Origin of the sequence: uncultured Dokdonia sp., assembly GCF_947492815.1 — a bacterium.
GTDB lineage: Bacteria > Bacteroidota > Bacteroidia > Flavobacteriales > Flavobacteriaceae > Dokdonia.
This window is the reverse complement of record NZ_CANLOB010000001.1, coordinates 522,444-546,817: the sequence shown is the minus strand read 5'-3', so window position 1 is coordinate 546,817 and position 24,374 is coordinate 522,444. Positions and strand designations below refer to the sequence as shown.

The 24,374-nt window shown below is 33.5% G+C and carries 21 protein-coding genes; 8 read left to right on the top strand and 13 right to left on the bottom strand.

All coding sequences use genetic code 11. From position 1 onward, the window contains the following. A partial coding sequence (locus Q1A01_RS02715) for a T9SS type A sorting domain-containing protein (protein ID WP_299675574.1) occupies window positions 1-1,143 on the top strand: 1,143 nt, incomplete at its 5' end. A 97-nt stretch (window positions 1,144-1,240) separates the two neighbouring features. Here Q1A01_RS02715 and Q1A01_RS02710 read toward each other — a convergent pair. The 3 genes from Q1A01_RS02710 to Q1A01_RS02700 form a co-directional block, all read right to left on the bottom strand. Continuing rightward, window positions 1,241-1,954 carry a 3'-5' exonuclease gene (locus Q1A01_RS02710; protein ID WP_299675571.1) on the bottom strand — a complete coding sequence of 238 codons (714 nt, stop codon included), beginning with the start codon at window positions 1,952-1,954 and terminating at the stop codon, window positions 1,241-1,243. Between the two features lie 228 nt (window positions 1,955-2,182). Beyond that, window positions 2,183-3,340 (bottom strand): serine hydrolase, encoded by a 1,158-nt coding sequence (locus Q1A01_RS02705; RefSeq protein ID WP_299675568.1) that lies wholly within the window; start codon window positions 3,338-3,340, stop codon window positions 2,183-2,185. A 31-nt stretch (window positions 3,341-3,371) separates the two neighbouring features. After that, a complete protein-coding gene (locus tag Q1A01_RS02700; RefSeq protein ID WP_299675565.1) occupies window positions 3,372-3,845 on the bottom strand; it encodes a methylated-DNA--[protein]-cysteine S-methyltransferase in 474 nt (157 codons plus the stop codon). Between the two features lie 113 nt (window positions 3,846-3,958). On the opposite strand from Q1A01_RS02700, the gene Q1A01_RS02695 reads away from it, so the two are divergent. After that, window positions 3,959-6,169: a response regulator gene (locus Q1A01_RS02695; RefSeq protein ID WP_299675562.1), complete on the top strand. Its 2,211-nt coding sequence runs from the start codon at window positions 3,959-3,961 to the stop codon at window positions 6,167-6,169. A gap of 174 nt (window positions 6,170-6,343) precedes the next feature. Here Q1A01_RS02695 and Q1A01_RS02690 read toward each other — a convergent pair whose 3' ends face one another. The 7 genes from Q1A01_RS02690 to Q1A01_RS02660 all read right to left on the bottom strand — a co-directional run bounded on the left by Q1A01_RS02690 (window position 6,344) and on the right by Q1A01_RS02660 (window position 13,123). Next, the gene (locus Q1A01_RS02690) at window positions 6,344-6,862 is read right to left on the bottom strand and encodes a DinB family protein (RefSeq protein ID WP_299675558.1); all 519 of its coding nucleotides are present in this window, start codon (window positions 6,860-6,862) and stop codon (window positions 6,344-6,346) included. Then, a complete protein-coding gene (locus tag Q1A01_RS02685) occupies window positions 6,855-7,946 on the bottom strand; it encodes a hemolysin family protein (protein ID WP_299675555.1) in 1,092 nt (363 codons plus the stop codon). Before Q1A01_RS02685 ends, Q1A01_RS02690 begins: the two co-directional genes overlap by 8 nt. A 316-nt stretch (window positions 7,947-8,262) precedes the next feature. Then, on the bottom strand, window positions 8,263-10,161 hold the full coding sequence (locus tag Q1A01_RS02680) for an amidophosphoribosyltransferase (protein ID WP_299675552.1): 1,899 nt from the start codon (window positions 10,159-10,161) through the stop codon (window positions 8,263-8,265). 57 nt (window positions 10,162-10,218) lie between these two features. Then, on the bottom strand, window positions 10,219-11,145 hold the full coding sequence (locus Q1A01_RS02675; RefSeq protein ID WP_299675549.1) for a PfkB family carbohydrate kinase: 927 nt from the start codon (window positions 11,143-11,145) through the stop codon (window positions 10,219-10,221). Window positions 11,146-11,202: 57 nt separating this feature from the next. Next, a complete protein-coding gene (locus Q1A01_RS02670) occupies window positions 11,203-11,817 on the bottom strand; it encodes an START domain-containing protein (RefSeq protein ID WP_299675546.1) in 615 nt (204 codons plus the stop codon). 59 nt (window positions 11,818-11,876) lie between these two features. After that, entirely contained in the window at window positions 11,877-12,515 is a 639-nt protein-coding gene (locus Q1A01_RS02665) for a ribonuclease H family protein (RefSeq protein WP_299675542.1), read from the bottom strand. A 20-nt stretch (window positions 12,516-12,535) separates the two neighbouring features. Then, on the bottom strand, window positions 12,536-13,123 hold the full coding sequence (locus Q1A01_RS02660; RefSeq protein ID WP_299675539.1) for a phosphoribosylglycinamide formyltransferase: 588 nt from the start codon (window positions 13,121-13,123) through the stop codon (window positions 12,536-12,538). 180 nt (window positions 13,124-13,303) lie between these two features. Between Q1A01_RS02660 and Q1A01_RS02655 the strand changes: the two genes are divergently transcribed. The 6 genes from Q1A01_RS02655 (at window position 13,304) to pyk (ending at window position 19,251) form a co-directional block, all read left to right on the top strand. Beyond that, on the top strand, window positions 13,304-13,537 hold the full coding sequence (locus tag Q1A01_RS02655) for an acyl carrier protein (RefSeq protein WP_008269813.1): 234 nt from the start codon (window positions 13,304-13,306) through the stop codon (window positions 13,535-13,537). 12 nt (window positions 13,538-13,549) lie between these two features. Beyond that, window positions 13,550-14,803 carry a beta-ketoacyl-ACP synthase II gene (fabF, locus tag Q1A01_RS02650; protein WP_299675536.1) on the top strand — a complete coding sequence of 418 codons (1,254 nt, stop codon included), beginning with the start codon at window positions 13,550-13,552 and terminating at the stop codon, window positions 14,801-14,803. 4 nt (window positions 14,804-14,807) lie between these two features. Then, entirely contained in the window at window positions 14,808-15,545 is a 738-nt protein-coding gene (rnc, locus tag Q1A01_RS02645; protein WP_299675533.1) for a ribonuclease III, read from the top strand. 56 nt (window positions 15,546-15,601) lie between these two features. Then, window positions 15,602-17,221: a HAMP domain-containing sensor histidine kinase gene (locus tag Q1A01_RS02640; RefSeq protein ID WP_299675530.1), complete on the top strand. Its 1,620-nt coding sequence runs from the start codon at window positions 15,602-15,604 to the stop codon at window positions 17,219-17,221. Window positions 17,222-17,338: 117 nt separating this feature from the next. After that, window positions 17,339-17,824, top strand: a complete 486-nt coding sequence (locus tag Q1A01_RS02635; RefSeq protein ID WP_299675527.1) for an IPExxxVDY family protein — start codon at window positions 17,339-17,341, stop codon at window positions 17,822-17,824. Then, a complete protein-coding gene (gene pyk, locus Q1A01_RS02630; protein ID WP_299675524.1) occupies window positions 17,824-19,251 on the top strand; it encodes a pyruvate kinase in 1,428 nt (475 codons plus the stop codon). Before Q1A01_RS02635 ends, pyk begins: the two co-directional genes overlap by 1 nt. Window positions 19,252-19,329: 78 nt before the next feature. On the opposite strand, the gene Q1A01_RS02625 is transcribed toward pyk, so the two are convergent. The 3 genes from Q1A01_RS02625 to uvrC all read right to left on the bottom strand — a co-directional run bounded on the left by Q1A01_RS02625 (window position 19,330) and on the right by uvrC (window position 24,284). Further along, window positions 19,330-20,139, bottom strand: coding sequence for a hypothetical protein (locus Q1A01_RS02625; RefSeq protein ID WP_299675521.1), 810 nt, complete (start codon window positions 20,137-20,139; stop codon window positions 19,330-19,332). 123 nt (window positions 20,140-20,262) lie between these two features. Beyond that, on the bottom strand, window positions 20,263-22,491 hold the full coding sequence (locus Q1A01_RS02620) for a patatin-like phospholipase family protein (RefSeq protein WP_299675518.1): 2,229 nt from the start codon (window positions 22,489-22,491) through the stop codon (window positions 20,263-20,265). Continuing rightward, entirely contained in the window at window positions 22,491-24,284 is a 1,794-nt protein-coding gene (gene uvrC / locus Q1A01_RS02615; protein ID WP_299675604.1) for an excinuclease ABC subunit UvrC, read from the bottom strand. Before uvrC ends, Q1A01_RS02620 begins: the two co-directional genes overlap by 1 nt. Between the last annotated feature and the right edge of the window lie 90 nt (window positions 24,285-24,374).

Sequence of the window (24,374 nt, the reverse complement as noted above, 5' to 3'; positions counted from 1 at the left end):
GCTGATGGATCTTTCTATGTATACGTAGAAGCATCAGGTAACGGAACTGGATTCCCAAACAAAAGAGCAATCTTAAACTCTCCATGTTTTGATCTTAGCGGAGAATCAGAAGCTTCTTTCATATTTGATTACCACATGTTTGGATCTACTGATGGTGGACGTGTAGATCTTGAAGCAAGTACTGATGATGGGGCGACTTGGACAAGTATCTGGAATCAAACTGGAAACCAAGGTAACCAATGGAATAATGTAACTATTGATCTTGCAGCTTACGTAGGTGGATCTGTACAATTAAGATTCAACCGTATCACTGGAGGTACTTGGCAATCGGATGTCGCTATAGATAACACTAGAGTCGTTGCTAGTGGTGGAAACACTGGATGTTCTACTGTAGACTTAAATACTACGTATAATTCTTTCTCTAATCAAGATAATGGAACATCACAACTATTAAATGGTAACACAGAATTAAAACTAGAGGATAATGCTTGGAAGTATATCAACTTCCCATATACTATTACAGCTAATACAGTAATACAATTAGACTTTAGAAGTGATATCCAAGGAGAAATCCATGGTATTGGATTAGAATCTGACAATACCTTATCTTCAGACTTAGTATTCCAATTCCACGGAACACAAAATTGGGGTATCCTTGACTTTAACAATTACTCTGGTAATGGATGGGTAACATATACCATTCCTGTAGGAACATTCTACACAGGAGCTGCTGATCGTTTATTATTTGTAACTGATCATGATGCATCGCCTAGTAATGGAGATTCTTTCTACAGAAATATTACTGTATTTGAAGATGCTAATGGAAATGGTGTATGTGACAACTCTGAATCTAACGTTGTAGCTAACTTTGGAGGTGATGAAAACACAAATCCAGTCGTTGGTAACAATAGTATAGAAGGTGTTGAATTTGAAATATTCCCGAACCCAACAAAAGGAGTGCTTAATATCAACATTGGAGACTTAGAAGCTGAAAACTATACGATCTATAATACACTCGGACAAGTAGTACGCCAAAGCACATTTACGAATGTAATTAACGTAGCTAACTTAAAAGATGGTATGTACATTATAGAAGTAGAAGTAGATGGCAGTAAAATGATTCAAAGGTTCATCAAAAAATAGTAGTATTTTTTGACACTAACCATTCAATTATGAAGAAAAAACCCCAGTCGATGACTGGGGTTTTTGTTTTCTATTTAAATAGAAATTAAGTTATTAATCATACTGAAATTACCTCATGAGGTTCTAGCAATTGTTCATTACGTAGTCTAAGAAGAACCTGAGCAACCGCTAGTGTATCTTTTTCGCAGTAAATTATAATTCTATCGATATCCCCTTCTTCATAATACACACTTCTAACCTCACTGCCATCCATGTCATCTTTAGGGGAAGGTATTCCTAAAATATGCGTGAGTAACTTAAGTGACGTATAGTGCTTATAGTCTCCAAACTTCCATAAATCCAACGTATCTAAATGCGGTATTTCCCATGGTTTTTTTCCAAATAAATTAAATTTATAAGGTAATTCTACACCCAATACAATCATACGTCTTGCTATATATGGAAAATCAAATTCTTTTCCATTATGAGCGCATAATATATGATGCGATCTATTGAAATGTGTTTCTAATAGGTTTTTAAAATCTATTAGAAGGGTGCGCTCTTCTCCATGAAAAGAAGTGGTTCTAAATGACCTGCCATCACCTGTTATTTTAAAATAGCCAACAGATATACATACTATTTTTCCAAATTCCGCCCAAATACCTGCTCGTTCATAATACGCCTCTGGCGTATATTCTTCTTTACGAAGGTATTTTGTCTTATCTGCATATAATGTTTTTGTAGTGTCATCTAACGCATCAAAACTAATGGATTGAGGTACTGTTTCGATATCTAAAAAAAGGATGTTTTCTAGTTTTAACTTTGAGATCATAGTTTTATTTAAAGTTCTAAAGTAAGAAAACCCGTTGTCCTGTTAGGTGCCTTTTCTTATTTTAATATAGTGTCTAAAGAAATAATACTCTTCAAATGTTTTTTGCGTGAAGGATTGTAGTGAAAATCCCGCACCACACATTGTGTGGGAGGAATTGTAGCGTAAAGCCTGACCTGATTCCTGAACTTGTTTCAGGATAAAGGTCACGCCCAAGAAAAACTAGTGCTTTTAATTATTTTCAAGCATTGTATATGCTTCATCGATATAGGTGTAAAAGTCTTTAGTAAAAGAAGCTTTAGGAGTAAACCCTCCTCTTTTATGACCTAATCTAACAATAATCAGATTATCCTCTGGAATAGTGATTACATATTGTCCTAAAATACCACGCATTACGAATATTTTTTTTCCTTTATGATTGCTAAGCCAAAATCCATATCCGTACATATCATCTTCTGGAAACCTAGGTTGTATTGACTTTGAAACAAAAGAAGCGTCTAAGAGTTGTTTTCCATTCCACTTTCCGTGATCTTTATATAGTTTTCCGAATTTTGCAAAATCTCTAGCATTGCTTGAGATACAACAATATGTTTTTACAAGTCTGTTTTCTGTATCATCTACTTGCCATAGTGCTGGCTGTTCCATACCCATCGGTTTCCAAAAACTATCTGATAAATACGTAGCTAGTTTTTTACCCGTTGCTTTTTCTAATACCATCCCCAATAATTGCGTGTTACCACTAAGGTATTTAAAAGAAACTCCAGGGGTTTCTATTACTTTTTGATTGAGTATGGTCTCTGCTAAATCATCATCATAATATGCTCTTGCCGTTACGCTAAATGGACTTGTATAGCTTTCTTGCCAGTCTAACCCTGATGACATAGATGATAAATCCCCTACTGTAGTTTTTGATGCTGCATATTGCTCAAAGAAATCACCTAATGGTTGGTCTAAATTTTTTATGTATCCGTCTTGAATTGCTTTTCCTAATAAAGCACTTGTAATGCTTTTTGCCATAGAAAAAGAGTTTGTTTTTGATGTTGGACCGTATTTTATTTCCGAATCTTCATCATATTGCTCATACCATATACTATCATTTTTTATGATTAAGAAAGCTACTGTTCCTAGTTCTTGGTTTGTTTTATCTAATTCTAAAGTTGCTTTGACACTATTATATGATTTGTGTAAAGGCCAAGGTTCAGGAGTACTATTTGCTATTTCTTCATTTTCAAAATAAGGATAGTCATCTATATAAGCAGATATGTGTCCTGTCATATATACCACTCGAACTCCTTTTAATATGTACTCATAATCTGTTATGTATGCAAGTACAACTAAAAGAAGAATGATGCTAATTAACCCTTTTAAAAATTTCTTTATAGACTTCATAAGAATAGAATATCGTTTTAATAATATCTGATTAAAAAAGAGATGCTTGTTTTACAGGACTCTCGTGTTCTAATAACCATTTTTTACGATGTAGTCCTCCTGCATATCCTGTAAGTGACCCATCACTACCAATAACTCTATGACAAGGAATTATAATAGATATAGGGTTTTTTCCATTGGCACTTGCTGCGGCGCGTATTACTTTAGGGTCTCCTAATGTTTTAGCCATATCTAAATAAGAGGCTGTCTTTCCAAAAGGAATCGTTTGTAATGTACTCCAAACTTTTGTTTGAAAAACGGTTCCTTTAGGTTTTAATTTTAAATCAAAAGCTGTTCTTTCTTTTGCAAAATACTCATTAAGTTGTTGCACCACTTCTTTCATACTTTCAGGAATATTGGTTGTTATGGCAACCTCTCTATCTAGAAAAGTAATTGCAGTAATGTTTTGATCATCTCCTTCAATTTCTAACATTCCTAAAGGGCTATTTATGTATACTTTATGCATATCTAAAGGTATGCATTTTACTAAAAGTTTTGAGCGATTTTTTGGGTAGAATCTATTTTTTGTGTATCCTATTGTTTATGAGTAATTTTGCTTTAGCCCCATAATTCCTATAGATGAAGGATAACCCATGCTATATCATCCTTTTTTGCCTTTGTGTAACTTGTTCTTTTGCTCAAGAAAAACAAGTTACGCAGGATAGTATATACCGTTTAAGTTTTTTAGCATATAGTAATATAGATAATCTTGAATATAAGAATGCTATTGAAAATGCTACACAAATCATAGCTGAAGGAGAAAAACAACAAAACCCTTATTATACCTTTATGGGATACGACCTCATGGGAAGTATTAACAGTGATATGAAGGACACGCTTCAGGCTAGATTAAACCATGAAAAAGCTCTTAAAATTGTAAAGGAAAACAAACAAGATTCTTTACTTTCATGGGCTTATTTAAGTTTAGGAAATGTAGAATCAGACGGGAAAGAAAACTATCAAAAAGGAATAGATTATTACAAAAAAAGTATTGAGTTAAATACAGAGAGTCCTAGTTTTGAAAACATTCCTCCTCTTATTAATATTGCTTGGACATATCTAGATGAAAATAAAGCAGATGAAGCCCTTCCTTATTTACTTCAAGTAGAAAAACTCTATCAAAAAGATACAATATATCCTGTAGAGGTTGCAGAAACGAAAACCTTACTAGGAAGATATCACACTCAAAAAGGGAATTATAAACTTGCTGAGACTGCTTTTTTAGAGGTTGAAAAGGCTATTCAAATCGAAAAACACCCATCTATTGCATTAGAGTTTTATAAATACTATGGTGAGCTTTCTGAAATGCAAGGGAACTATGAAAAAGCGTATCAGCTACTCAAAAAAGCAAAAGAGCTGGATGATAAAAAATATGAGCAAGATAAATTGAGAGAAGTCCAAGCTGCTAAAACACGTTTTAATATTAAAGAATATGAGCGTACAATAGCATCTGCTAGGAAAGAACAAATTATTAATGATCAGCTCTTTGAGAAATCTAGAGATTTACGCAACATATTTATTCTTTCCTCTATTATTTTATTAATTGCTCTTATTGCTATTTTCTTCTCTTTTAAGTCTCGAAAAAAGTACATAAGGCGCCTTCACGAAAAAAACAACCAATTAATGGTTGCTAAAAATGACGCAGAACGATTGTCGCAACTTAAAACACAGTTTTTTTCTACAGTAAGCCATGAATTACGAACACCTTTATATGGTGTTATTGGGCTTGCCTCTATTTTACTGGAAGATGAAACTTCTAAAAATAAAGAAGACCTCAAGTCTTTAAAATTTTCGGCAGATTATTTATTAGCGCTTATAAATGATGTTTTACTTCTGAATAAAATGGATGCTAATGGTATTAAATTAGAAAAAACGTCCTATAGATTATCTAGTCTTACAAAAAGTATTACACGCTCTTTTGAATTTAGTTTAGAACAAAATAATAATAAAATACACTTACATATAGATGAAAACTTACCTGATAAACAGATCGGAGATTATGTGAGGCTTTCTCAAATTCTTATGAATCTGATAGGAAATGCTATTAAGTTTAATGAAAACGGAAATATTTGGGTTTCTATTGATCTTATAGAAAAAACTCGTGAAGGTTTATATAAAACAAAATTCACCATAAAAGATGATGGAATTGGTATTCCTGCCAGTAAACAAAAAACAATTTTTGAAGAGTTTTCTCAGGTAGAAAATCGCAATTATAACTATCAAGGAACTGGGTTAGGTCTGCCTATAGTAAAGAAACTTTTGGCATTATATGACAGTGAAATTTTATTAAATAGTGAAATGGGTACAGGTTCTGTATTTACGTTTACTATCAATCTAGAAGCTAATATTTCTGACGAAAAAGAGGTGAAAAAAGAAATTGGTAAAGAAAGAACAGCTATTCATGTCTTCGAAAATGTTCATATTCTCGTAGTAGATGACAATCGAATTAATCAAAAAATTACTCAGAAAATCCTTGAAAAGCGTCAGTTTAAATGTTCTCTTGCTGATGATGGCGAACAAGCTATTTCACTAGTAAAAGAAAATAATTACGATCTTATCCTTATGGATATTCATATGCCTAAAGTAGATGGTGTTGAAGCTACAAAAGCTATTAGAAAATTTAATGCTGAAGTACCCATTGTAGCACTTACTGCTGTAGAACTAGATGAAATGCGTGCTACAATTATGGATTCAGGAATGAATGATATCATTTTAAAGCCTTATGATATCTCTCAGTTTTTAACTACTATTTTACGTAACTTAAATAAATCATTTTCAAAGTCTAAATAATCAACTTTGACAAATAAAATATATTAAACCTTAAGACAAGCTCTGGACCCGATAAAAGGAGTCGACACAAGGGTCGAAGTATTAAACCAAAATCCCACTGAAAAAGCGCAATTAATTCAACTATCTATTTGATATGCGTCTTACGACTTTATAAAATAGTATTTCATTAATAAATTACCACCCACTATAGTCTGGAGGAATCACATTGTTTAGGTTAAGGTATACTATAATTTGCCCTCTATGATGCGTTAGATGATCTTGTAAAAGGTTTAATATTTGCAATTTAGATTTAGGGCCTGCAAAAAAGGATACCGTTTCTTTTAAGCTCTCAGAAGGGCTTTCATCTACCAGTATATATACATCATCAAATGACTTTTTTAATGCGCTAATAATAGCTTCTTTACCTTCTGGAATATTTTGAGACAGTGAGTTTCGATCAAATCCTTTGGAAGAAAAATAAGTGTTTCCTAACCAAAGCATATTTCCTCTCATATGTAATAATTGAGCTCCAAAATTCATTTCCCTTTCAGTAGGCGCATATGCATACTTATCTTCTGGCATTGCTTCTGCAATTGCAATTAAATAGTCTTTAGAATTGCTCCATTTTTCAAGAAATGCATCTTTTGCATTTTCTTTTTGACCATACACGCTTGCAGTGAATAGACAAAGTACTATAATGACTATTTTATTCATCTGACGCTTTATTTTCATCTAGAAGTCCTAATTCTTTAGCTCTTTTCTCCCAATTTTTTCTAGCCAATGTTTGTAAATCTGCCACTCGATCACTTTCGTCCATAATTTCAAGTCCTAGAAGAGTTTCAATAACATCTTCCATCGTTACCAATCCACTTGTAGTACCATATTCATCTACTACTAATGCAATATGGTTTTTTGTAGAAATTAACTCTTCAAAAAGATCTGGTATAGGAAGATTACGATTTGTAATCATAATTGGCCTTTGTATTTCTTCTAGTGTTTTCTGATGATTATCAAGAGCCATTTCTCTATACACCTCACTCTTTAACACAATACCCGTTATATGATCTATATTTTTATCGTACACTGGTATTCTAGAAAAACGTAATTCTTGATTTTCTTTAAAGAAATCACTTATCGTAGTCTTAGATGCCGCTGATTTCATAACTGTGCGTGGTGTCATAACATCTTTTGTAAGCACATCTTTAAAAGAAAGTAAGTTATTTAAAATTTTACTTTCTGACTCTTCAAATACTCCTTCATCACTAGCCATTTGAGCCATTGCTGTAAAGTCTTCTCTACTCAAGACACTTCCGTGATGTCCTTTCCCTCCCACAAGTTTTGTAGTGAGTTGTAACAACCATAAAATTCCTGTCCATTTCAATGGAAAAATAAGAGCTCTAAGTGCTTTTGCTGTAAAGTTTGCCAATTGTTTCCAATAAGTAGCTCCTATTGTTTTAGGTATAATTTCTGATGCAACTAGGATAAGAAATGTCATAATACCAGAAACTAATCCGACAAAGTTTACTCCTAAAATAGCGAAGTCTGGATATAAATCTGCAGCAACATTACCTACCATCATAGCTCCAACTGTGTGTGCCAATGTATTGAGAGTTAATATCGCTATAAGCGGTTTATCTACATCTTTTTTTAACGCTTCAAGGCTAGATGCATAGCCTTTACCTTCACTTTTTTTAATATTTATAAATGTAGGTGATATACTTAGCAATACCGCTTCCAATATGGAACATAAAAATGAAAAGAAAATTGAAACGGTTGCCCAAAAAAGGAGTTGACCCATGGCTTATAAAACTGTTTCTGTAAAGGTATGTAAATTGAAATTAATTTTTGGAAGAAACCTTTTAACTCTTCAAAAACGATAAGAAAGGACTCTTTTCATTTATACGCTTTCAGATTTACGTAAGTTTTGGGCATAAAAAAAGGCGGAAAGTTCCACCTTTTTTTGCCCCAAATCTACCATGAACTTAACCTACTTATGCTATGGCTCTGCTAATATAGTACTGATTTACAACCGTACAACATCTTTTAGACCAAATACACGATTTTTAGACCAAATACACAAAATTTACAAGATTTATGATTTACTTATGAACAATCTAATAGGCTCTAGCACTATTTCCTTCCATATAGTTTATAAATGCACGATTTACAACTCGATTTCCTCCATGGGTAGGATAGTCTCCTGTAAAATACCAATCTCCTAAATTTTTAGGACATGCTTTATGAAGGTTTTCTACCGTTTGATAAATGATTTCAACTTGTGGTTTTACAGTTTCATCAATTAATAACTCAGAGATTTTTGATGAGATTTGCTCGTCTGTAAAAGGAGCATAAATCTCCTTTACAAAATTTTGTACATCTTTATCTTTTAAATCTACCTGTGCTTTACATTTTTCATATACTTCTGAAATTATAGCTTCTTTACCGTTTTCTTTTAAAAGTGCGATTGCAGCTCTAAAAGCTATAAAGTCTTCCAGCTTTGCCATGTCAATACCATAACAATCTGGGTAACGTATTTGAGGAGCAGAAGAAACAACGATAATCTTTTTAGGATTCAAACGCGCCATCATCTTTATAATACTCTTTTTAAGCGTTGTTCCTCTTACAATACTATCATCTATGATAACAAGCTTGTCTTCTGGCTGAATGACCCCATACGTAACATCATATACGTGAGCAACTAGATCATCTCGACTACTATCTTCTGTGATAAATGTTCTAAGCTTTGCATCCTTTATGGCGATCTTTTCTGTTCTTAGCTTTCGCGAAAGGATACGCTCTATAGCTTCCTTGTCTAAATTTTCTTTTGACGCTAATAGCTCTTCTCCTTTTTGCTTATTGAGCTCGTCTTGAGCTGCTTCGACCAAGCCATAAAAAGACGTTTCGGCTGTATTAGGAATAAAACTAAAGACTGTGTTTTTAGTATCGTGATCTATACTTTTAAGTACTTCAGGCATTAAGAGTCTTCCTAACAACTTACGCTCTTTATAGATTTCTGCATCACTTCCTCTTGAAAAATAAATGCGTTCAAACGAGCATGCTTTTCGCGTAAGCGGTTCTAATACTTTCTTTATACTTAATTTTCCGTTTTTCTTTACAATAAGAGCGCTTCCAGGGTCTAATTCTTTTACATCATCAAAATCTACATTAAAAGCTGTTTGAATTACTGGGCGTTCACTAGCTACTACAGCTACTTCTTCATCTTCATAGTAATATGCTGGACGAATTCCTGCTGGATCTCTCAATACAAATGCATCTCCATGTCCTAAAAGACCTACCATTGCATAGCCTCCATCCCAATCTTTTGATGCTCTCTTTAGTATTTTTTCAACCTTTAAACGCTCTGCTATTTGAGGAGAAGCTTGTTGTTTATTATAACCTTCTTTCTTTAGTTTCTTATAAAGCTTTGCCACCTCGTCATCTAGGAAATGTCCTATTTTCTCCATAACAGTAATAGTATCTGCATGTTCTTTAGGATGCTGACCTAATGAAACCAACTTCTTAAAAAGCGTACTTACATTTGTCATATTAAAATTACCAGCGACAATCAGGTTACGATGCATCCAGTTATTTTGTCTTAAAAATGGATGTACACTTTCTACACTATTTTTTCCAAAAGTTCCATATCTAACATGACCCATTAGCACTTCTCCTAAATAAGGAACATTGCTTTTTTGCCACTCTACATCATCTTTACGATCTGGATTTGCAGTCATCACTTCATTAATGCGACCATTAATCTGTGCAAAAATATCTTGTATAGGTTGTTGCTCTGTAGATCGTTGTCTAGAGATATATCGTTGTCCGGGAGCCATATCTAATTTAATACTTGCAAAACCAGCACCATCTTGACCTCGGTTATGCTGTTTTTCCATCATTAGATACATTTTATTTACTCCATAAAAAGCAGTGCCATACTTCTCTTTATAATAGGTAAGTGGTTTTTTTAATCGTATTAGGGCGATTCCACATTCATGCTTTATTGCATCACTCATAGTAGGTACTTTTATAGTAAAAGCAAATGCGCCCCAAATTTGGGGCGCATTTTTATATTAATTAAGTTCTATTTCAAACTGCGTTAGTTGTTTAAACTGTTGCAGACGTTTTCTTATTTCTTCGGTTGTTACACTTTCTAGTCGTTCTGTTCCAAATTTTTCTACGGTAAAGGAAGCTAGACAAGATCCATAAATCAAGGCTTGTTTCATATTTTCAAAGGTAATGTCTCCACTACGTGCTAAAAAGCCTGCAAACCCACCTGCAAAGGTGTCTCCTGCTCCTGTAGGGTCAAACACTTCTTCTAATGGTAAGGCTGGCGCAAAAAATACTTCTTCATTATGGAAAAGTAATGCCCCATGCTCTCCTTTTTTAATAACTACATATTTAGGACCCATTGCATGAATCTTTCTTGCAGCAGTTACTAAAGAATATTCTCCACTTAATTGACGCGCTTCTTCATCATTTATCGTAATGACATCTACTTTTTTAAGCGTTATCTTCAGTTCATCTAAAGCAATATCCATCCAGAAATTCATAGTGTCTAAAATCACTAATTTAGGATCGCTCATTTGCTCAATTACACTTAATTGTACCGTGGGCTGTAAATTTCCTAACATCACAATCTCAGCATCTTGGTAACTAGCAGGAACTTGTGGATTAAAATCTCCCAATGTATTCAGTTCTGTTACAAGTGTATCACGCGTATTCATATCGTTGTGATATTTACCACTCCAGAAAAAGGTCTTTCCTCCTTTTACAACTTCTAATCCTTCTAAGTTGATATTTCGATTAGCCAAAAGATCTATATATTCTTGTGGAAAGTCTTCTCCAACAACAGATACAATTGCTGTATCTACATTTTTAAATTGTGAGGCACAAAGACCTATATAGGTAGCAGCACCACCAAGAATTTTATCTGTTTTACCAAAAGGAGTTTCAATGGCATCAAATGCACAACTTCCTACAATGACTAATTTACTCATCTATATTTTTTTGCAAAGATATAGTTTTAAAGAAAAAGAAAAACACGAAATTTTGCTTCAATTTTGGGTCATTTCTTTATACGAATCTAGTTTACGGTGTAACTCTGTAAATGTCTTAAAAGGACCTTTTACAATAAGAGGATTTACAATAATAGCAGGCACTCTACCACCAGGATCCATATGTATTTGTTGTGTCGCTCTTATAGCATCACCTTCTTTTTCTAATAACCAAAATCCAGATAATTTTTCTATACGCAAACAATTATCTTGAATATCTAATACATTAGACACGGTCTCTATTGATAAATAGATTCTCTCTTCTGTTTGTTCTACTAATTTTAATTCTGTAACTACATCTCTGTCTTTTAAAGGCCAAGGCATTTCCTGTTTATAATAAAAAAATCGAGAGTTTTCTTTATCACTAGGAATACGATAGCTTATATTAAAGTCACATGCTGGTGTATAGGAAGGTGCATCATATAACTCATACAGTAATGCTTCAAAAGTTGTCTCTATAACCGATGTTGCTTTAAATTCTTTAAAAGGACTATCGGGATAGGCACGTGTATAAATCTCTATGTTATCTTTCGATTTTTTAAGTTTCCATTTTTCAGGAGTACCTGTACCAAAAGGTAATAGCATAAAAAAAGTAAGATAAAAGAATGTCTTCATAGCGGGACTTTAGTAGGGCAAATTTTAAAAAAATTACAAATCAAAGGGTGTTAAAATACTTACTTTCTTCCAAAGTCTGCAGGAATTTCTCCCCAAGCCTTTGTTTCCCACTTCACAATAGTAGTAGTATACGTATTTGTTTTAAGCCATTTTTCTGCACGTCTTACAAGTGTATACACATCTTTATTACGAGGAGTTTCTTGAAGTTTTGTATTGCACACCTTCTTTTTTACCCATCCAATAGCAATACGTGAATCTGAATATATAATACGATCACTTCCTATTTTTTTCAAATACGCTAGTCCGTGTACAAGTGCTAAAAATTCTCCTATATTATTAGTGCCTTGTTTAAAAGGGCCTTGATGAAAAAGTTGTTTTTCTGTTTGTGTATCTACTCCTCTGTATTCCATGACACCTGGATTTCCAGAACTTGCGGCATCTACAGCTATAGAATATAAATTTGGCTCTCCAAACTTGGCTTTTTCTTCGGCAGAAAGTACTTTCTTTTTCTTAGATGTACCTTTAAAATCTTCATAATTGCCGTTATATGCGGTTTTCGCTTTCGCGAAAGTTTCAAAACTCTTATACTTTGCTCCTGCATATCCATCTATCATTGCCTTACAATCTTTCCAACTAAGATAGATACCAGGTCTTTTACCTTCCCAAACCACATAAAACTTTTCTTTTTTCTTAGACATATGGAGCGTTCCTGTTTAATTTATTGACTTTTTAATAGGTTTTCTATCACTATAGGAAAATGTTTATACTCTAATTGATGTACTTTTTGAGCTATTGTTTCTGGGGTATCTTCTTGGGTAACTTCTACTTTTTCTTGAAAAATAAAAGCCCCTTTATCATATTCTGGTGTTACTTTATGAATAGTGATTCCTGTATAGGTTTTTTGTTCTTTATTTGCTTTCGCGAAAGCGTATACCGCCTCATGTACATGCTTCCCATACATACCTTTACCCCCAAAATTAGGTAATAAAGCAGGGTGAATGTTTATAATTTGCTCTGGAAACAGATTAATTATTTTTTCTGGAAAAAGCCATAAAAATCCTGCCAAAACAATTAAATCTGGTTTTGTAGCTTGTAAAAGATGTACAATATCGTCGGTTTTATAAAGTGCTGTTCTATTAAAACTAATGGCACTTATTTTACTCTCATTTGCACGCTCTAAAACTTTGGCACCCTTGTTGTTACTGAGCACTTGCACGACTTGAGCATCCGTACTACCCTTAAAATGATTAATAATACGTTGGGCATTTGTACCGTTACCTGAAGCAAAAATTACAATACGTTTCATATATTTATGATACAGTTATAATGTGCAAAACAAACGATTATTATTAACAATTTGAAGATTTTTTTTAGAGAAATTATTTAATATTTACGTAAATTACCTTCATATTTTTGTGGCAATAGTGGTCAAACCATAAAGGTTTGTTATTTTTGCCACTTAATTAAAAAATTAAATTTAGAAATTATGTCAGACATTGCATCAAGAGTAAAGGCGATTATCGTAGACAAATTAGGTGTAGACGAGAACGAAGTTGTAACCGAAGCTAGCTTCACAAACGACTTAGGTGCCGATTCACTAGACACTGTTGAACTTATTATGGAGTTTGAAAAAGAATTTGATATTCAAATTCCAGACGATCAAGCAGAGAACATTGCTACCGTAGGTCAAGCAATATCATATATAGAAGAGGCAAAATAAGTCTTATTATTTATGGAGTTAAAGCGAGTAGTAGTTACTGGACTTGGTGCACTTACACCAATAGGAAATAATATTCAAGAGTACTGGGATGGATTATCTACAGGAAAAAGTGGGTGTGCTCCTATTACATATTATGATGCAGAAAAGTTCAAAACAAAATTTGCTTGTGAACTTAAAAACTTTAACGCTCTAGATTTCTTTGATCGTAAAGAAGCTAGAAGGTTAGATAAATTTGCACAGTATGCGTTGGTGGCTTCAGATGAAGCCATCAATGATGCTGGAATTGACCTAGAAAAAGTTGATAAATTCAGAGTAGGTGTTATCTGGGGTGCCGGAATTGGAGGATTAGAAACTTTTCAAAATGAAGTTATTAATTTTGCCCAAGGTGATGGCACACCTCGATTTAATCCTTTCTTCATTCCTAAAATGATTGCAGATATTGCTCCTGGTAATATATCTATAAAGCATGGCTTTATGGGACCAAATTATACAACGGTCTCTGCTTGTGCTTCTTCTGCAAATGCAATGATAGATGCGATGAACTATATACGTTTGGGGCATTGTGATATTATTGTAACAGGAGGAAGTGAAGCTGCTGTGACGCAAGCAGGAATGGGAGGATTTAATGCAATGCATGCATTATCTACCAGAAATGAAGAACCACAAGCAGCATCAAGACCTTTTGATGCTACACGGGATGGTTTTGTTCTGGGAGAAGGTGCAGGTGCATTAATACTAGAAGAATATGAACATGCAAAAGCTAGAGGAGCTCATATCTATGCAGAAGTTGTAGGTGGAGGAATGTCTAGTGATGCATACCATATGACAGCACCTCATCCTGATGGAATTGGTGTAGAACGTGTAATGCTTAATTGTTTACGTGATGCAGGAATGAGTCCTCAAGACGTAGATCATATTAATACACACGGTACCTCTACGCCTTTAGGAGATGTTGCTGAGTTGAAAGCTATTTCTAAAGTTTTTGGAGATCACGCAAGAAACATCAATATTAATTCTACAAAATCTATGACTGGGCATCTTTTAGGTGCAGCAGGTGCTATAGAAGCAATTGCTTCTATTCTTGCTATGAAACATAGCTTAGTACCTCCAACCATAAATCATAGTGTTATAGATGAGCGTATTGATCCTTCATTTAATCTTACATTAAATGAAGCACAACCTAAAGAAATTAATATAGCCATGAGTAACACCTTCGGTTTTGGAGGTCATAATGCTTGTGTATTATTTAAAAAAATAGACGCTTAATACTATGAGCGGCATAAAAAAAATATTTTCTTCCCGTTCAGACTCGAACGGGATTTTTTTTATGCGAATGCAGAGTATCTTAGGTTTTAAACCTAAAGATATCAGTCATTATGAAAAAGCTTTTACACATAGATCTTTAGGGTTAAAAAAGCAAGACGGAAACCCTTTAAACTATGAACGTTTAGAATTTTTAGGAGATGCTATGCTTGGTGCCGTAATTGCGGCTCACCTTTTTGAGGCTGTTCAGGGAGGTAATGAAGGGTACCTTACTAAAATGCGATCTAAAGTTGTAAGTAGGAAGCACTTAAATGAACTAGGAAGCGATCTCAACTTATTACGATATGTAAAGGCAAATATTCCAAAAGAAAATTTTGGAGCAAATATTCACGGAAATTTATTTGAAGCACTTATTGGTGCCATATATTTAGATAGAGGGTACACGTATTGTAAAAAGTTTATTTACAAGCAAGTTATAGAACCTTATGTTGATATAGAAAAACTAGAAGGACGTATTATAAGTTATAAAAGTGTTCTTATAGAGTGGTGTCAAAAAGAAAAAAAGACATTTAAGTTTGACACGTATGAAGATACCGGAAAAGATACTGTTAAGCATTTTGCTGTTAGGTTATTCATTGATAATAAAATAGTAGCGAAAGCACGTGCCACCTCTAAGAAAAAGGCAGAAGAGATAGCTTCTAAACGATCTTTTTACGTATTTCAGCGTCAAATAGAAAACAAATAAATATAAGTTCTTAAGATTTTATTTACATTTGTTGTTCAACTGAGCCCTAACTCTCCATGTCTTTTCGTTTACCAAAAAAATATTATTCTGTTTTTGCGCTATTTGCGATTATAAGCGGTATTCTAGTATTTTGGGCTGATTCTTATATTACAGAAAAGGAAAAAACGAATAGAAAAATACGCTTAGAGAAGTTAAACAAAAAAACAGCTTCTGATTTTCAAAACGCACTAAATAACTATGCAACGCTTATGTCAGGTATGCGTTCTTATGTTAAATTATCAGATGAATTCCCTTCTCAAGAATCACTTTATGAATTTGTAAATTATCAGTTAGCTGGACTTCCTATTGATGATAGTTATGTCATTTCTTATGTAGATTCTACACACATTTTTAAATATTCTTTTACTAAAGATCAAATTAATCCTAGTAACCTTATAGGTACTTCCATTAAAAACCTCGTAAGTGATAAAGGAATGGAATTGATGGAAAAAAAATTAAACAAAAGGAATTATGTTGCTTTCAATCCTTATAACATCGTAGAAGGTCGCGTGGGATTACCTATCGGTTTTAAAGTTCATAATAGTAAAGGGTATTTTTCTATCATAAAGGACTTTAAGCCTATTATTGATCGTGTATATAATAATATAGATACCTCTCAGTATGCTTTTAGGTTTAAAACATCTACAGGCGTTGAGTTTGATAGAGAGCGTGTATATGATGGTAAAAAAATATACAATACCAAAGAAGACAAGCAATACTGGAGAAATTTTGATATAAAGGACATTGATTTTATAGGGACTCAAATTCCTTTTTTAAATAAGCAGTTTATCATAGAGACAGCGTATAAAGAACCCTATAAGAGAAATCCTGGGTTATTATTAACGATGATACTATGGTATACATTGCTTTTAAGTTTTATGCTCTCTGTCATTATACAACTATATATATACAAGCGTAAAAACCGAACAATAGCAAAGCAGAAAAAAGAATTATCTGAGCTTGTTGCTACAAAAAATAAATTCTTTACCATTATTGCCCATGATCTTAGAAGTCCGCTATCTTCTGTTATTAACTTTTTAGACCTCCTTAAAGAAGAGCAAAAACCAAACAATCAAACGAGTCAGATTATAGAAGCGCTAGGTGATTCTAGTAAAAATAGTCTCTCGTTATTAGATAACTTATTAAAGTGGTCAAGGATACAGACAGGTAAAATCCACTATGAACCACAAAAGATAGACATTCTAACGATTGTTAAAGATCAAATTAAAACCCAAAAACAGCAAGCGCATAAAAAAGATATCAATATTGTCATAGAAGCCAGTACAGATATTAAAGTAATGGCAGACAAGAATATGATTGCTACTGTTATCCGTAACTTATTATCTAATGCCATAAAGTATTCTCATCATAAGGGAATTGTAGTTATAGAATTAAACAAGGTAGCTGCTTCTTTCTCTTTTAGTATTGAGGATAATGGTATAGGAATGCCTGAAGAATATCTTAATTCGCTATTTGATGTAACTAAAATAACAACCCAAAAAGGCACTTCAAATGAAAAAGGTTCTGGATTAGGTCTTATATTATCTAAACAGTTTATAGATATCCATAATGGATCATTAACTATAGAAAGCATACAAAACAAAGGGACTATCGCTTCTTTTACACTTCCTTTATAAAAACTTCTGGATAAACACACAACTCAAACGTTTGCGTATTTTTTTATATAAGATTGTCGCATATATCCGTATGTCATAAGGTTAGTTTTGTGTATCTTTAAATTTCGCAGTCATTTTATGGGAACATTTAAGCTAGTATTAGAAGATGATTTTGGTTATGACTTTACACTTATTGCTATACATGGAGCAATAGAATCTTATTATCTTGCTTATTTACTTAATAAACATTTAAAACTTAGGTTTAAAATGAGTAGGAACGATTTGGTGATAAATCATAATACCATTTCTGCAGAATTTCCTATGTATGAGTATTATAACGAAAAACAGTACACAACCTATCATCTTTTTAGTAATCTCACAAAAATTAAAAAGGAGCATAGTAACGACATTTCTAACTTATTTGAATCTGAAACAGCTGTAGAAAGACGTTACTTTTTAGAAGATTTACCTCGTGTAGATTATTTATTAAAAATACGTGAAGAAGGAAGTGGGTTTGCACAAACAAAAACACTAAAAGAACTGAATCAAATTCCCCAAATTGTAACTGCATATACTGTTGATATAAATCAACTTAAAACAAAAGAAAATCTAATTTTTGAATAATGCCAACTAGAAAAAAAACCAAAATCGTTGCCACCTTAGGTCCTGCCACCAGTACTGAAGAGACTCTCTTAAAAATGATGAAAGAAGGAGTTGATGTTTTTAGAATTAACTTTTCACATGCAGATTATGAAGACGTTACGGAGCGTATTAAAATGATTCGTAATCTTAGTAAAAAGCATAAATACAACACCTCTATTTTAGCAGATCTTCAAGGACCAAAATTAAGAGTAGGTCGTATGAAAGAAGAAGTTGTTGTAAACCCTGGTGATAAAATCACGTTCTCAACAAAAGAAGAATTTGAAGGAACTAAAGACAGGGTTTATATGAACTACAAAAAGTTTCCTCAAGATGTTAAAAAAGGGGAGCGTATTTTACTAGATGATGGTAAACTTATGTTTGAAGTTTTAAAAACCGACGGTAAAAACGAAGTAGAAACTGAAGTTATTCAAGGAGGTCCTTTACGTTCAAAAAAAGGAGTAAACCTTCCTAATACCAATATTTCTTTACCTGCATTAACAGAAAAAGATGTAAAAGATGCCATTTTTGCTATTAGTCAAAAAGTAGATTGGATGGCGCTTTCTTTTGTAAGACATGCTGAAGATTTAAAACAGCTTCAAGCAATAATAGATAAGCATTCAGACCATAAAATTCCGATCATAGCCAAAATTGAAAAACCAGAAGCCGTAGAAAACATAGATAAGATTGTTGCTTATTGTGATGGTTTAATGGTTGCCCGCGGCGATTTAGGAGTAGAGATTCCTGCAGAAGAAGTTCCGCTTATTCAAAAAAAGCTAGTTCTTAGAGCTAAAAAAGCGCGTATTCCTGTAATTATAGCTACTCAGATGATGGAAACTATGATTTCTAGTCTTACACCTACTCGTGCAGAAGTAAATGACGTAGCAAACTCTGTAATGGACGGTGCAGATGCAGTAATGCTAAGTGGAGAAACATCTGTAGGACAATATCCTGTACAAGTGATTCAAAAAATGGCTTCTATCCTAAAAAATGTTGAAGATTCTGAGCTTATTCAGGTTCCTCAAGATCCACCACATATCCGTACAAAAAGATATATTACAAAAGCCATATGCTACCATGCTGCACACATGGCAAATGAAATAAGTGCAAAAGCGATCTCAACACTTACCAATAGTGGATATACTGCTTTCCAGATATCTGCTTGGAGACCACAAGCACATATTTTAGTATTTACATCAAACAAACGTATCCTCACACAACTTAATCTTTTATGGGGTGTTAAGGCTATCTTTTATGATAAATATGTAAGTACCGACGAAACGGTAGAAGATGTTAATAAAATTGCACATGAGAGAGGATTCGTAAAGAAAGGAGACATGCTTATTAACTTAGCTGCAATGCCTATTGTAGAAAAAGGAATGGTAAATACCTTACGTGTTTCTGAAGTATAAGAATAGACATTGGTCATCGCATAAAAAACAAAAAGCGTTCTTTAAGAACGCTTTTTGTTTTCTAAAAATTGAACTTTATTACTTAGAAACTTCAATTTCTTTTACAATAAATGATTTTTTATCTTTTGCAATAGTTACAGATCTGCTGTAGTCTCTTAACTGATATGTATATACAATAGATGTAATTTTTGAACCTGTGTCTCTATTAACAGCTATTTCATCTTTAAATGTTTTATCTCTCTTATCAATATTTGCAACTACTTCAGACTCTTTCTTTTTAACAAGATCTAATTGTAAGCTTTTAGGTAAATCAAATAATTCCTTAGTAATTCTATAAGCTTCCGTCCAGTCGGATGCTGGTAGCTCAATACGTGTTGTAATCCCAAATGCTTCTCCTTTTGGATTTTTAATCTTACTTACCTTTACCGTATGATCTTTTGTTGAAATACGGGTTGCATAGCCTTCTACAGATTCTCCATCTTGAGGAGGCGCTAATCGAGTAAGATATCCATCAAAAACAAACCCTTTGGCTCCTTGATATTCTACTTCAATCATATCTCCTGTAACTCCAGCAACCGTCATGGTTGTATGTTTTGGAGAGCTTAAGTGCTTTACTTGTGATCCATAAGGAAGAGTCAAGATTTTCTTTGAACGTAAATTTGTACCCGATCGTAATGAGAGACCACTTGTCGCATTTACATAAAATACAGAAGCGACAGGCGCTTCAATAGCGGTATCTAATTGTGCTAATAATGGTTTTTCAGCAGTAACTTCATGCTGCTTTTCTGAAGTAATAGAATCGTTTTTAGAGGTTTCTTTTTTAGAGCTATCTGAGCAGCTAGTGAGTAACATAGTTGAAGCGGCGATGGCGATGATGAAGGTTTTCATAATAAATTGATTTTAGTTAAACATTTATTACAGAAACACACATAGCATGCCATTATTTTAAATGATCATGTTAAAAAATTGATAATAATTCAAAAAATTAACTTAAAGCGAATGCATGATTATTTAAAATTGAAAACCAATAGCAATAAACCATTCTCCCGTTTCTATTTCGGGACTGTAGGTATACTTCAATTCAAGCGGACCTAAAAAGGTATCCATTCCATAGCCTAAAGCATATCCAGTAAAATCTGGACGCGTAAGCCACTCTTCTGAAGCAAAAAGGTTATACCCTGCATTAGCAACATTTACGCCTACATTTAAATGATTCTTTTTAAGAAACTCATAGTCTATAGAAAATCCAGCTTTTACATATCCATCTCCAGCAATACTTATAAAATCGTATCCATAAAAAGGAACTAGATTATTGATCTTTTTATTGCCATACCCTCCTAGAAAAAAATCTAACGATCGTACATCTTCACCTCCTATTTTAAAACCACCACTAATTTCTGTTAGAAATGTCCATTTTTCAGTAACACTCGCAGCATACAAAAAGTAGGCGTTTGCAATAGAAAACTCCGTAAAATTATCATTAAAGTCTGAAGAAAATAGCGTTAAATCAAAATCACCATCAAAATACACTCCTGACTTAGGAAAATATCTATTATCTAAAGAATCATATCGTAATTGTCCATACGCTCCAAAGAAATTACTTTTTTCAAAAACAGAACCTGGTACATCATCATCGTCATCTACTGTTTCGGTTTCTACATCAAGAAACTTATGTTGTATCCCCAAGTCTAAAGAAAATTGTTTTACAAAAAGTGTTTGTAAATAAATCTGATTGGTAAGATCTTGATAATCTAATGTAACTCTGCTAAGTCCTGTTAAATCAGCATTACTAACTTCTTCTACAAGTTGAGCACTTACACCTTTATTAAATGTATTATAAGTAGATCGTATGCCTACACTCCAATAATATCCTTTATCTATATAATAGTTAAAAGCATATCTAATATTATCTCCTATAATCAGGTCAAATGTGGCAATATCATTATCAAAAAGAATCCGTTTTCTAGTATAATTTACAAGAGCTGCACTTCGGTATAAGTCATCATAATGAAGTCCTAACCCTACAGACTGCTTACTTTTTGATTCTTGCACATCTATTTTTAATAATGTTCCTTCTGGAATGGGCTTAAAACGATGTCCTATACGGTCAAAATTTGCCGTTGCAGCCAGATTATTAATCCCGTTACTAAAGCGTTCATAATCTAATGTAATTGGTAGATCTAATTGTAATTTTCCTAAAATATAAGAACGTGTGTAATCTTTATTTCCGCGTATCACAACAGCATCTATCTTGATACTATCCTTTAGTTTAGGTTCCTTTATACGCTTTCGCGAAAGCGTACTCTGCCTTTTTGCAATTTCTTTTAACGCATCTAATTGCTTTAACGCATCTGTCTCTCCACGATCAATAATCACATTTGCTTGATCAAAATCTACCACACTAAAGCTTTTAATATCAGGGCGTATATATACATCTGTACTATCGCGTTTACCTTCCATTTCTTTGATAGTCCGGTAATTATTAATCTGTAAAAAAATATCTGGAGCTGTAGTAAGCTGATCTCTTTTACGAAGTCCGTCTTGTACATCAACGCCTATAATAATATCGACACCCTTGGCTCGAAGTTCATGTACGGGGTAATTATTTAAAACACCTCCATCTATAAGCATTCGATTTCCTAGGGTAACAGGTTTAAATAAGGTAGGAAGCGCGCCACTTGCCGTTATAGCTTCTGGTAAAAAACCAGTATCTAAAATAACTTGCTCTGCTTTTTCGATATCTGTAGCAATGCAAAAAAACGGAATAGGTAGTTGGGTGAAATCATCGGTATCACTCACGTGTTCTAATAATCTAATCAATAAATTATACGTATTCTGTCCTTTAGATATAGATTGTGGAAGTGACAATTTAAAATTGTCAAAAGGTAAGGAGACGGCATACTTTTCTGAAGCTTCTTTTTCATAAAATGTCTTTGCCTTACGTGGTAGTTCATCTTGAATAATTTTATTAAAATCTACCGTTCTAAAAAGAGAATCTAATTGTCTAGCACTATATCCAGAAGCATACAACCCTCCTACAATTGCTCCCATACTTGTTCCTGCAATATAATCTACGCGCACTCCTGCTTCTTCCAATACTTTAAGAACACCCACATGTGCAAGTCCTTTGGCACCACCACCACTTAAGACAAGGCCTACTTTTAAGTCTTGCTCATCGGGTATCTGGGCACTCAAAGAAAGTACTGCAAAAAAGAACAAAAATGTAAGTTTTGTTTTCACTATGTAGTGTGATAATGGTTATAAATTATGGTTGCTTTTGAAGCACCTACAACTTCTGTAAGGCTTTTTTTACTTGCTTCTTTTACTTTAGAGACCGATCTATAATGTTTTAGTAACGTCACAATTGTTTTTTCACCTATTCCTGATATCTCTTCTAGTTCTGTTCCTAACGCAGCATTACTTCTTTTATTTCTATGAAATGTAATTCCAAAACGATGCGCTTCATTACGTAACTGCTGTATAATTTTAAGGCTTTCTGTTTTTTTATCCAGATATAACGGAATACTATCCCCAGGATAGTAAATTTCTTCTAGTCGTTTTGCAATACCTACAATGGCTATTTTACCTCGTAATCCTAATGTTTCTAATGCTTTCAAACCACTGGAAAGCTGCCCTTTTCCTCCATCAACAATAATGAGTTGTGGTAAAGGTTCATCTTCTGCTAGTAACCTTTTATAACGCCTAAAAACCACTTCTTCCATACTTGCAAAATCATCCGGTCCTTCTACTGTTTTTATATTAAACTTGCGATAATCTTTTTTACTAGGCTTTCCATTTTTAAAAACCACACAAGCCGCTACAGGATTTGTTCCTTGTATATTAGAATTATCAAAACATTCTATATGTCTAGGCTCTTCAGAAAGTCGTAAATCGGCTTTCATCTGTGCCATAATTCTATTGGTATGACGGTCGGGATCTACAATTTTAGTCTGCTTAAAACGCTCCATTCTATAATACTTTGCATTGCGTTCAGAAAGTTCTAAGATGCGTTTTTTATCACCTAGTTTAGGTACTGTAACCTTTATAGAATCTCCTATTTCAACTTCAAAAGGCACATAAATCTCTTTAGATTGTGAATCAAATCGCTGCTGAATTTCTATGATTCCTAATTCTAGTAGCTCTTTATCCGTTTCGTCAAGCCGTTTTTTAAGTTCTAGCGTGTGAGATCTAATAATAGCACCATGTGCTAATTGTAAAAAATTCACATACCCATAGCCTTCATCACTAATAATAGAAAACACATCTACATTGGTGATTTTAGGGTTTACAACTGTACTTTTTGCTTGGTAATTTTCAAGTATGTCTAGTTTTTCTTTGATACGTTGTGCTTCTTCAAACTCCATCGCAGCGGCATGTTTTTGCATCTGATCTCTAAACTGGTGAAGTGATTCTTTAAAATCACCACGTACAATCTGCCTAATGTGTTCTACGTGTTTGTGATAGTCTTCTTCAGTTTGTTTTCCTTCACAACCTCCTTCACAATTACCAAGATGATATTCTAAACAAACTTTATATTTTCCAGCCTCTATCTTTTCTTTGGAGAGATCATAATTACACGTTCTGAGTTTATACAAGCTTTTAATAAGGTCAAGGAGTGTCTTAACCGTTTTCATGCTTGTATAAGGCCCGTAATACTCACTTCCGTCTTTAATTAAGCGTCGTGTAGGAAATACTCTAGGGAAACGCTCATTTTTTATACAAATCCATGGATAACTCTTATCATCTTTTAAAAGTACATTATAACGAGGTTGGTATTTTTTAATCAGATTATTCTCTAGTAGTAATGCATCGGTTTCTGTGGCCACTACAATATGACGTACTTCATGTATTTTTTTGACCATCGTACGGATACGACCATTGTCGATAGTTTTATTAAAATACGAGAGTACTCTTTTCTTTAAATTTTTTGCCTTTCCTACATAAAGTAACTTCTCTTCTTTATCATAGTACTGATAGATTCCAGGACTTGTTGGTAGCGTTTTTAATTGTATATCTAGTTGAGAAAGCTCCATACTCAAAGATATAGATTCTCTTGCATAGACGCTATGAGATATGCATAAAAAGTACGCTTTCGCGAAAGCGTATAAAGAATACTTACAACT

What these genes read in the sequence shown, in the direction of transcription:
- rnc (WP_299675533.1), top strand. Translation starts at nt 14,808, where the DNA reads ATGAGCGGCATAAAAAAAATATTTTCTTCCCGTTCAGACTCGAACGGG.
- Q1A01_RS02625 (WP_299675521.1), bottom strand. Translation starts at nt 20,139, where the DNA reads ATGAAAACCTTCATCATCGCCATCGCCGCTTCAACTATGTTACTCACT.
- Q1A01_RS02705 (WP_299675568.1), bottom strand. Translation starts at nt 3,340, where the DNA reads ATGAAGTCTATAAAGAAATTTTTAAAAGGGTTAATTAGCATCATTCTT.
- Q1A01_RS02690 (WP_299675558.1), bottom strand. Translation starts at nt 6,862, where the DNA reads ATGAATAAAATAGTCATTATAGTACTTTGTCTATTCACTGCAAGCGTG.
- Q1A01_RS02665 (WP_299675542.1), bottom strand. Translation starts at nt 12,515, where the DNA reads ATGTCTAAGAAAAAAGAAAAGTTTTATGTGGTTTGGGAAGGTAAAAGA.
- Q1A01_RS02710 (WP_299675571.1), bottom strand. Translation starts at nt 1,954, where the DNA reads ATGATCTCAAAGTTAAAACTAGAAAACATCCTTTTTTTAGATATCGAA.
- fabF (WP_299675536.1), top strand. Translation starts at nt 13,550, where the DNA reads ATGGAGTTAAAGCGAGTAGTAGTTACTGGACTTGGTGCACTTACACCA.
- pyk (WP_299675524.1), top strand. Translation starts at nt 17,824, where the DNA reads ATGCCAACTAGAAAAAAAACCAAAATCGTTGCCACCTTAGGTCCTGCC.
- Q1A01_RS02685 (WP_299675555.1), bottom strand. Translation starts at nt 7,946, where the DNA reads ATGGGTCAACTCCTTTTTTGGGCAACCGTTTCAATTTTCTTTTCATTT.
- uvrC (WP_299675604.1), bottom strand. Translation starts at nt 24,284, where the DNA reads ATGGAGCTTTCTCAACTAGATATACAATTAAAAACGCTACCAACAAGT.
- Q1A01_RS02670 (WP_299675546.1), bottom strand. Translation starts at nt 11,817, where the DNA reads ATGAAGACATTCTTTTATCTTACTTTTTTTATGCTATTACCTTTTGGT.
- Q1A01_RS02680 (WP_299675552.1), bottom strand. Translation starts at nt 10,161, where the DNA reads ATGAGTGATGCAATAAAGCATGAATGTGGAATCGCCCTAATACGATTA.
- Q1A01_RS02655 (WP_008269813.1), top strand. Translation starts at nt 13,304, where the DNA reads ATGTCAGACATTGCATCAAGAGTAAAGGCGATTATCGTAGACAAATTA.
- Q1A01_RS02695 (WP_299675562.1), top strand. Translation starts at nt 3,959, where the DNA reads ATGAAGGATAACCCATGCTATATCATCCTTTTTTGCCTTTGTGTAACT.
- Q1A01_RS02700 (WP_299675565.1), bottom strand. Translation starts at nt 3,845, where the DNA reads ATGCATAAAGTATACATAAATAGCCCTTTAGGAATGTTAGAAATTGAA.
- Q1A01_RS02675 (WP_299675549.1), bottom strand. Translation starts at nt 11,145, where the DNA reads ATGAGTAAATTAGTCATTGTAGGAAGTTGTGCATTTGATGCCATTGAA.
- Q1A01_RS02660 (WP_299675539.1), bottom strand. Translation starts at nt 13,123, where the DNA reads ATGAAACGTATTGTAATTTTTGCTTCAGGTAACGGTACAAATGCCCAA.
- Q1A01_RS02635 (WP_299675527.1), top strand. Translation starts at nt 17,339, where the DNA reads ATGGGAACATTTAAGCTAGTATTAGAAGATGATTTTGGTTATGACTTT.
- Q1A01_RS02640 (WP_299675530.1), top strand. Translation starts at nt 15,602, where the DNA reads ATGTCTTTTCGTTTACCAAAAAAATATTATTCTGTTTTTGCGCTATTT.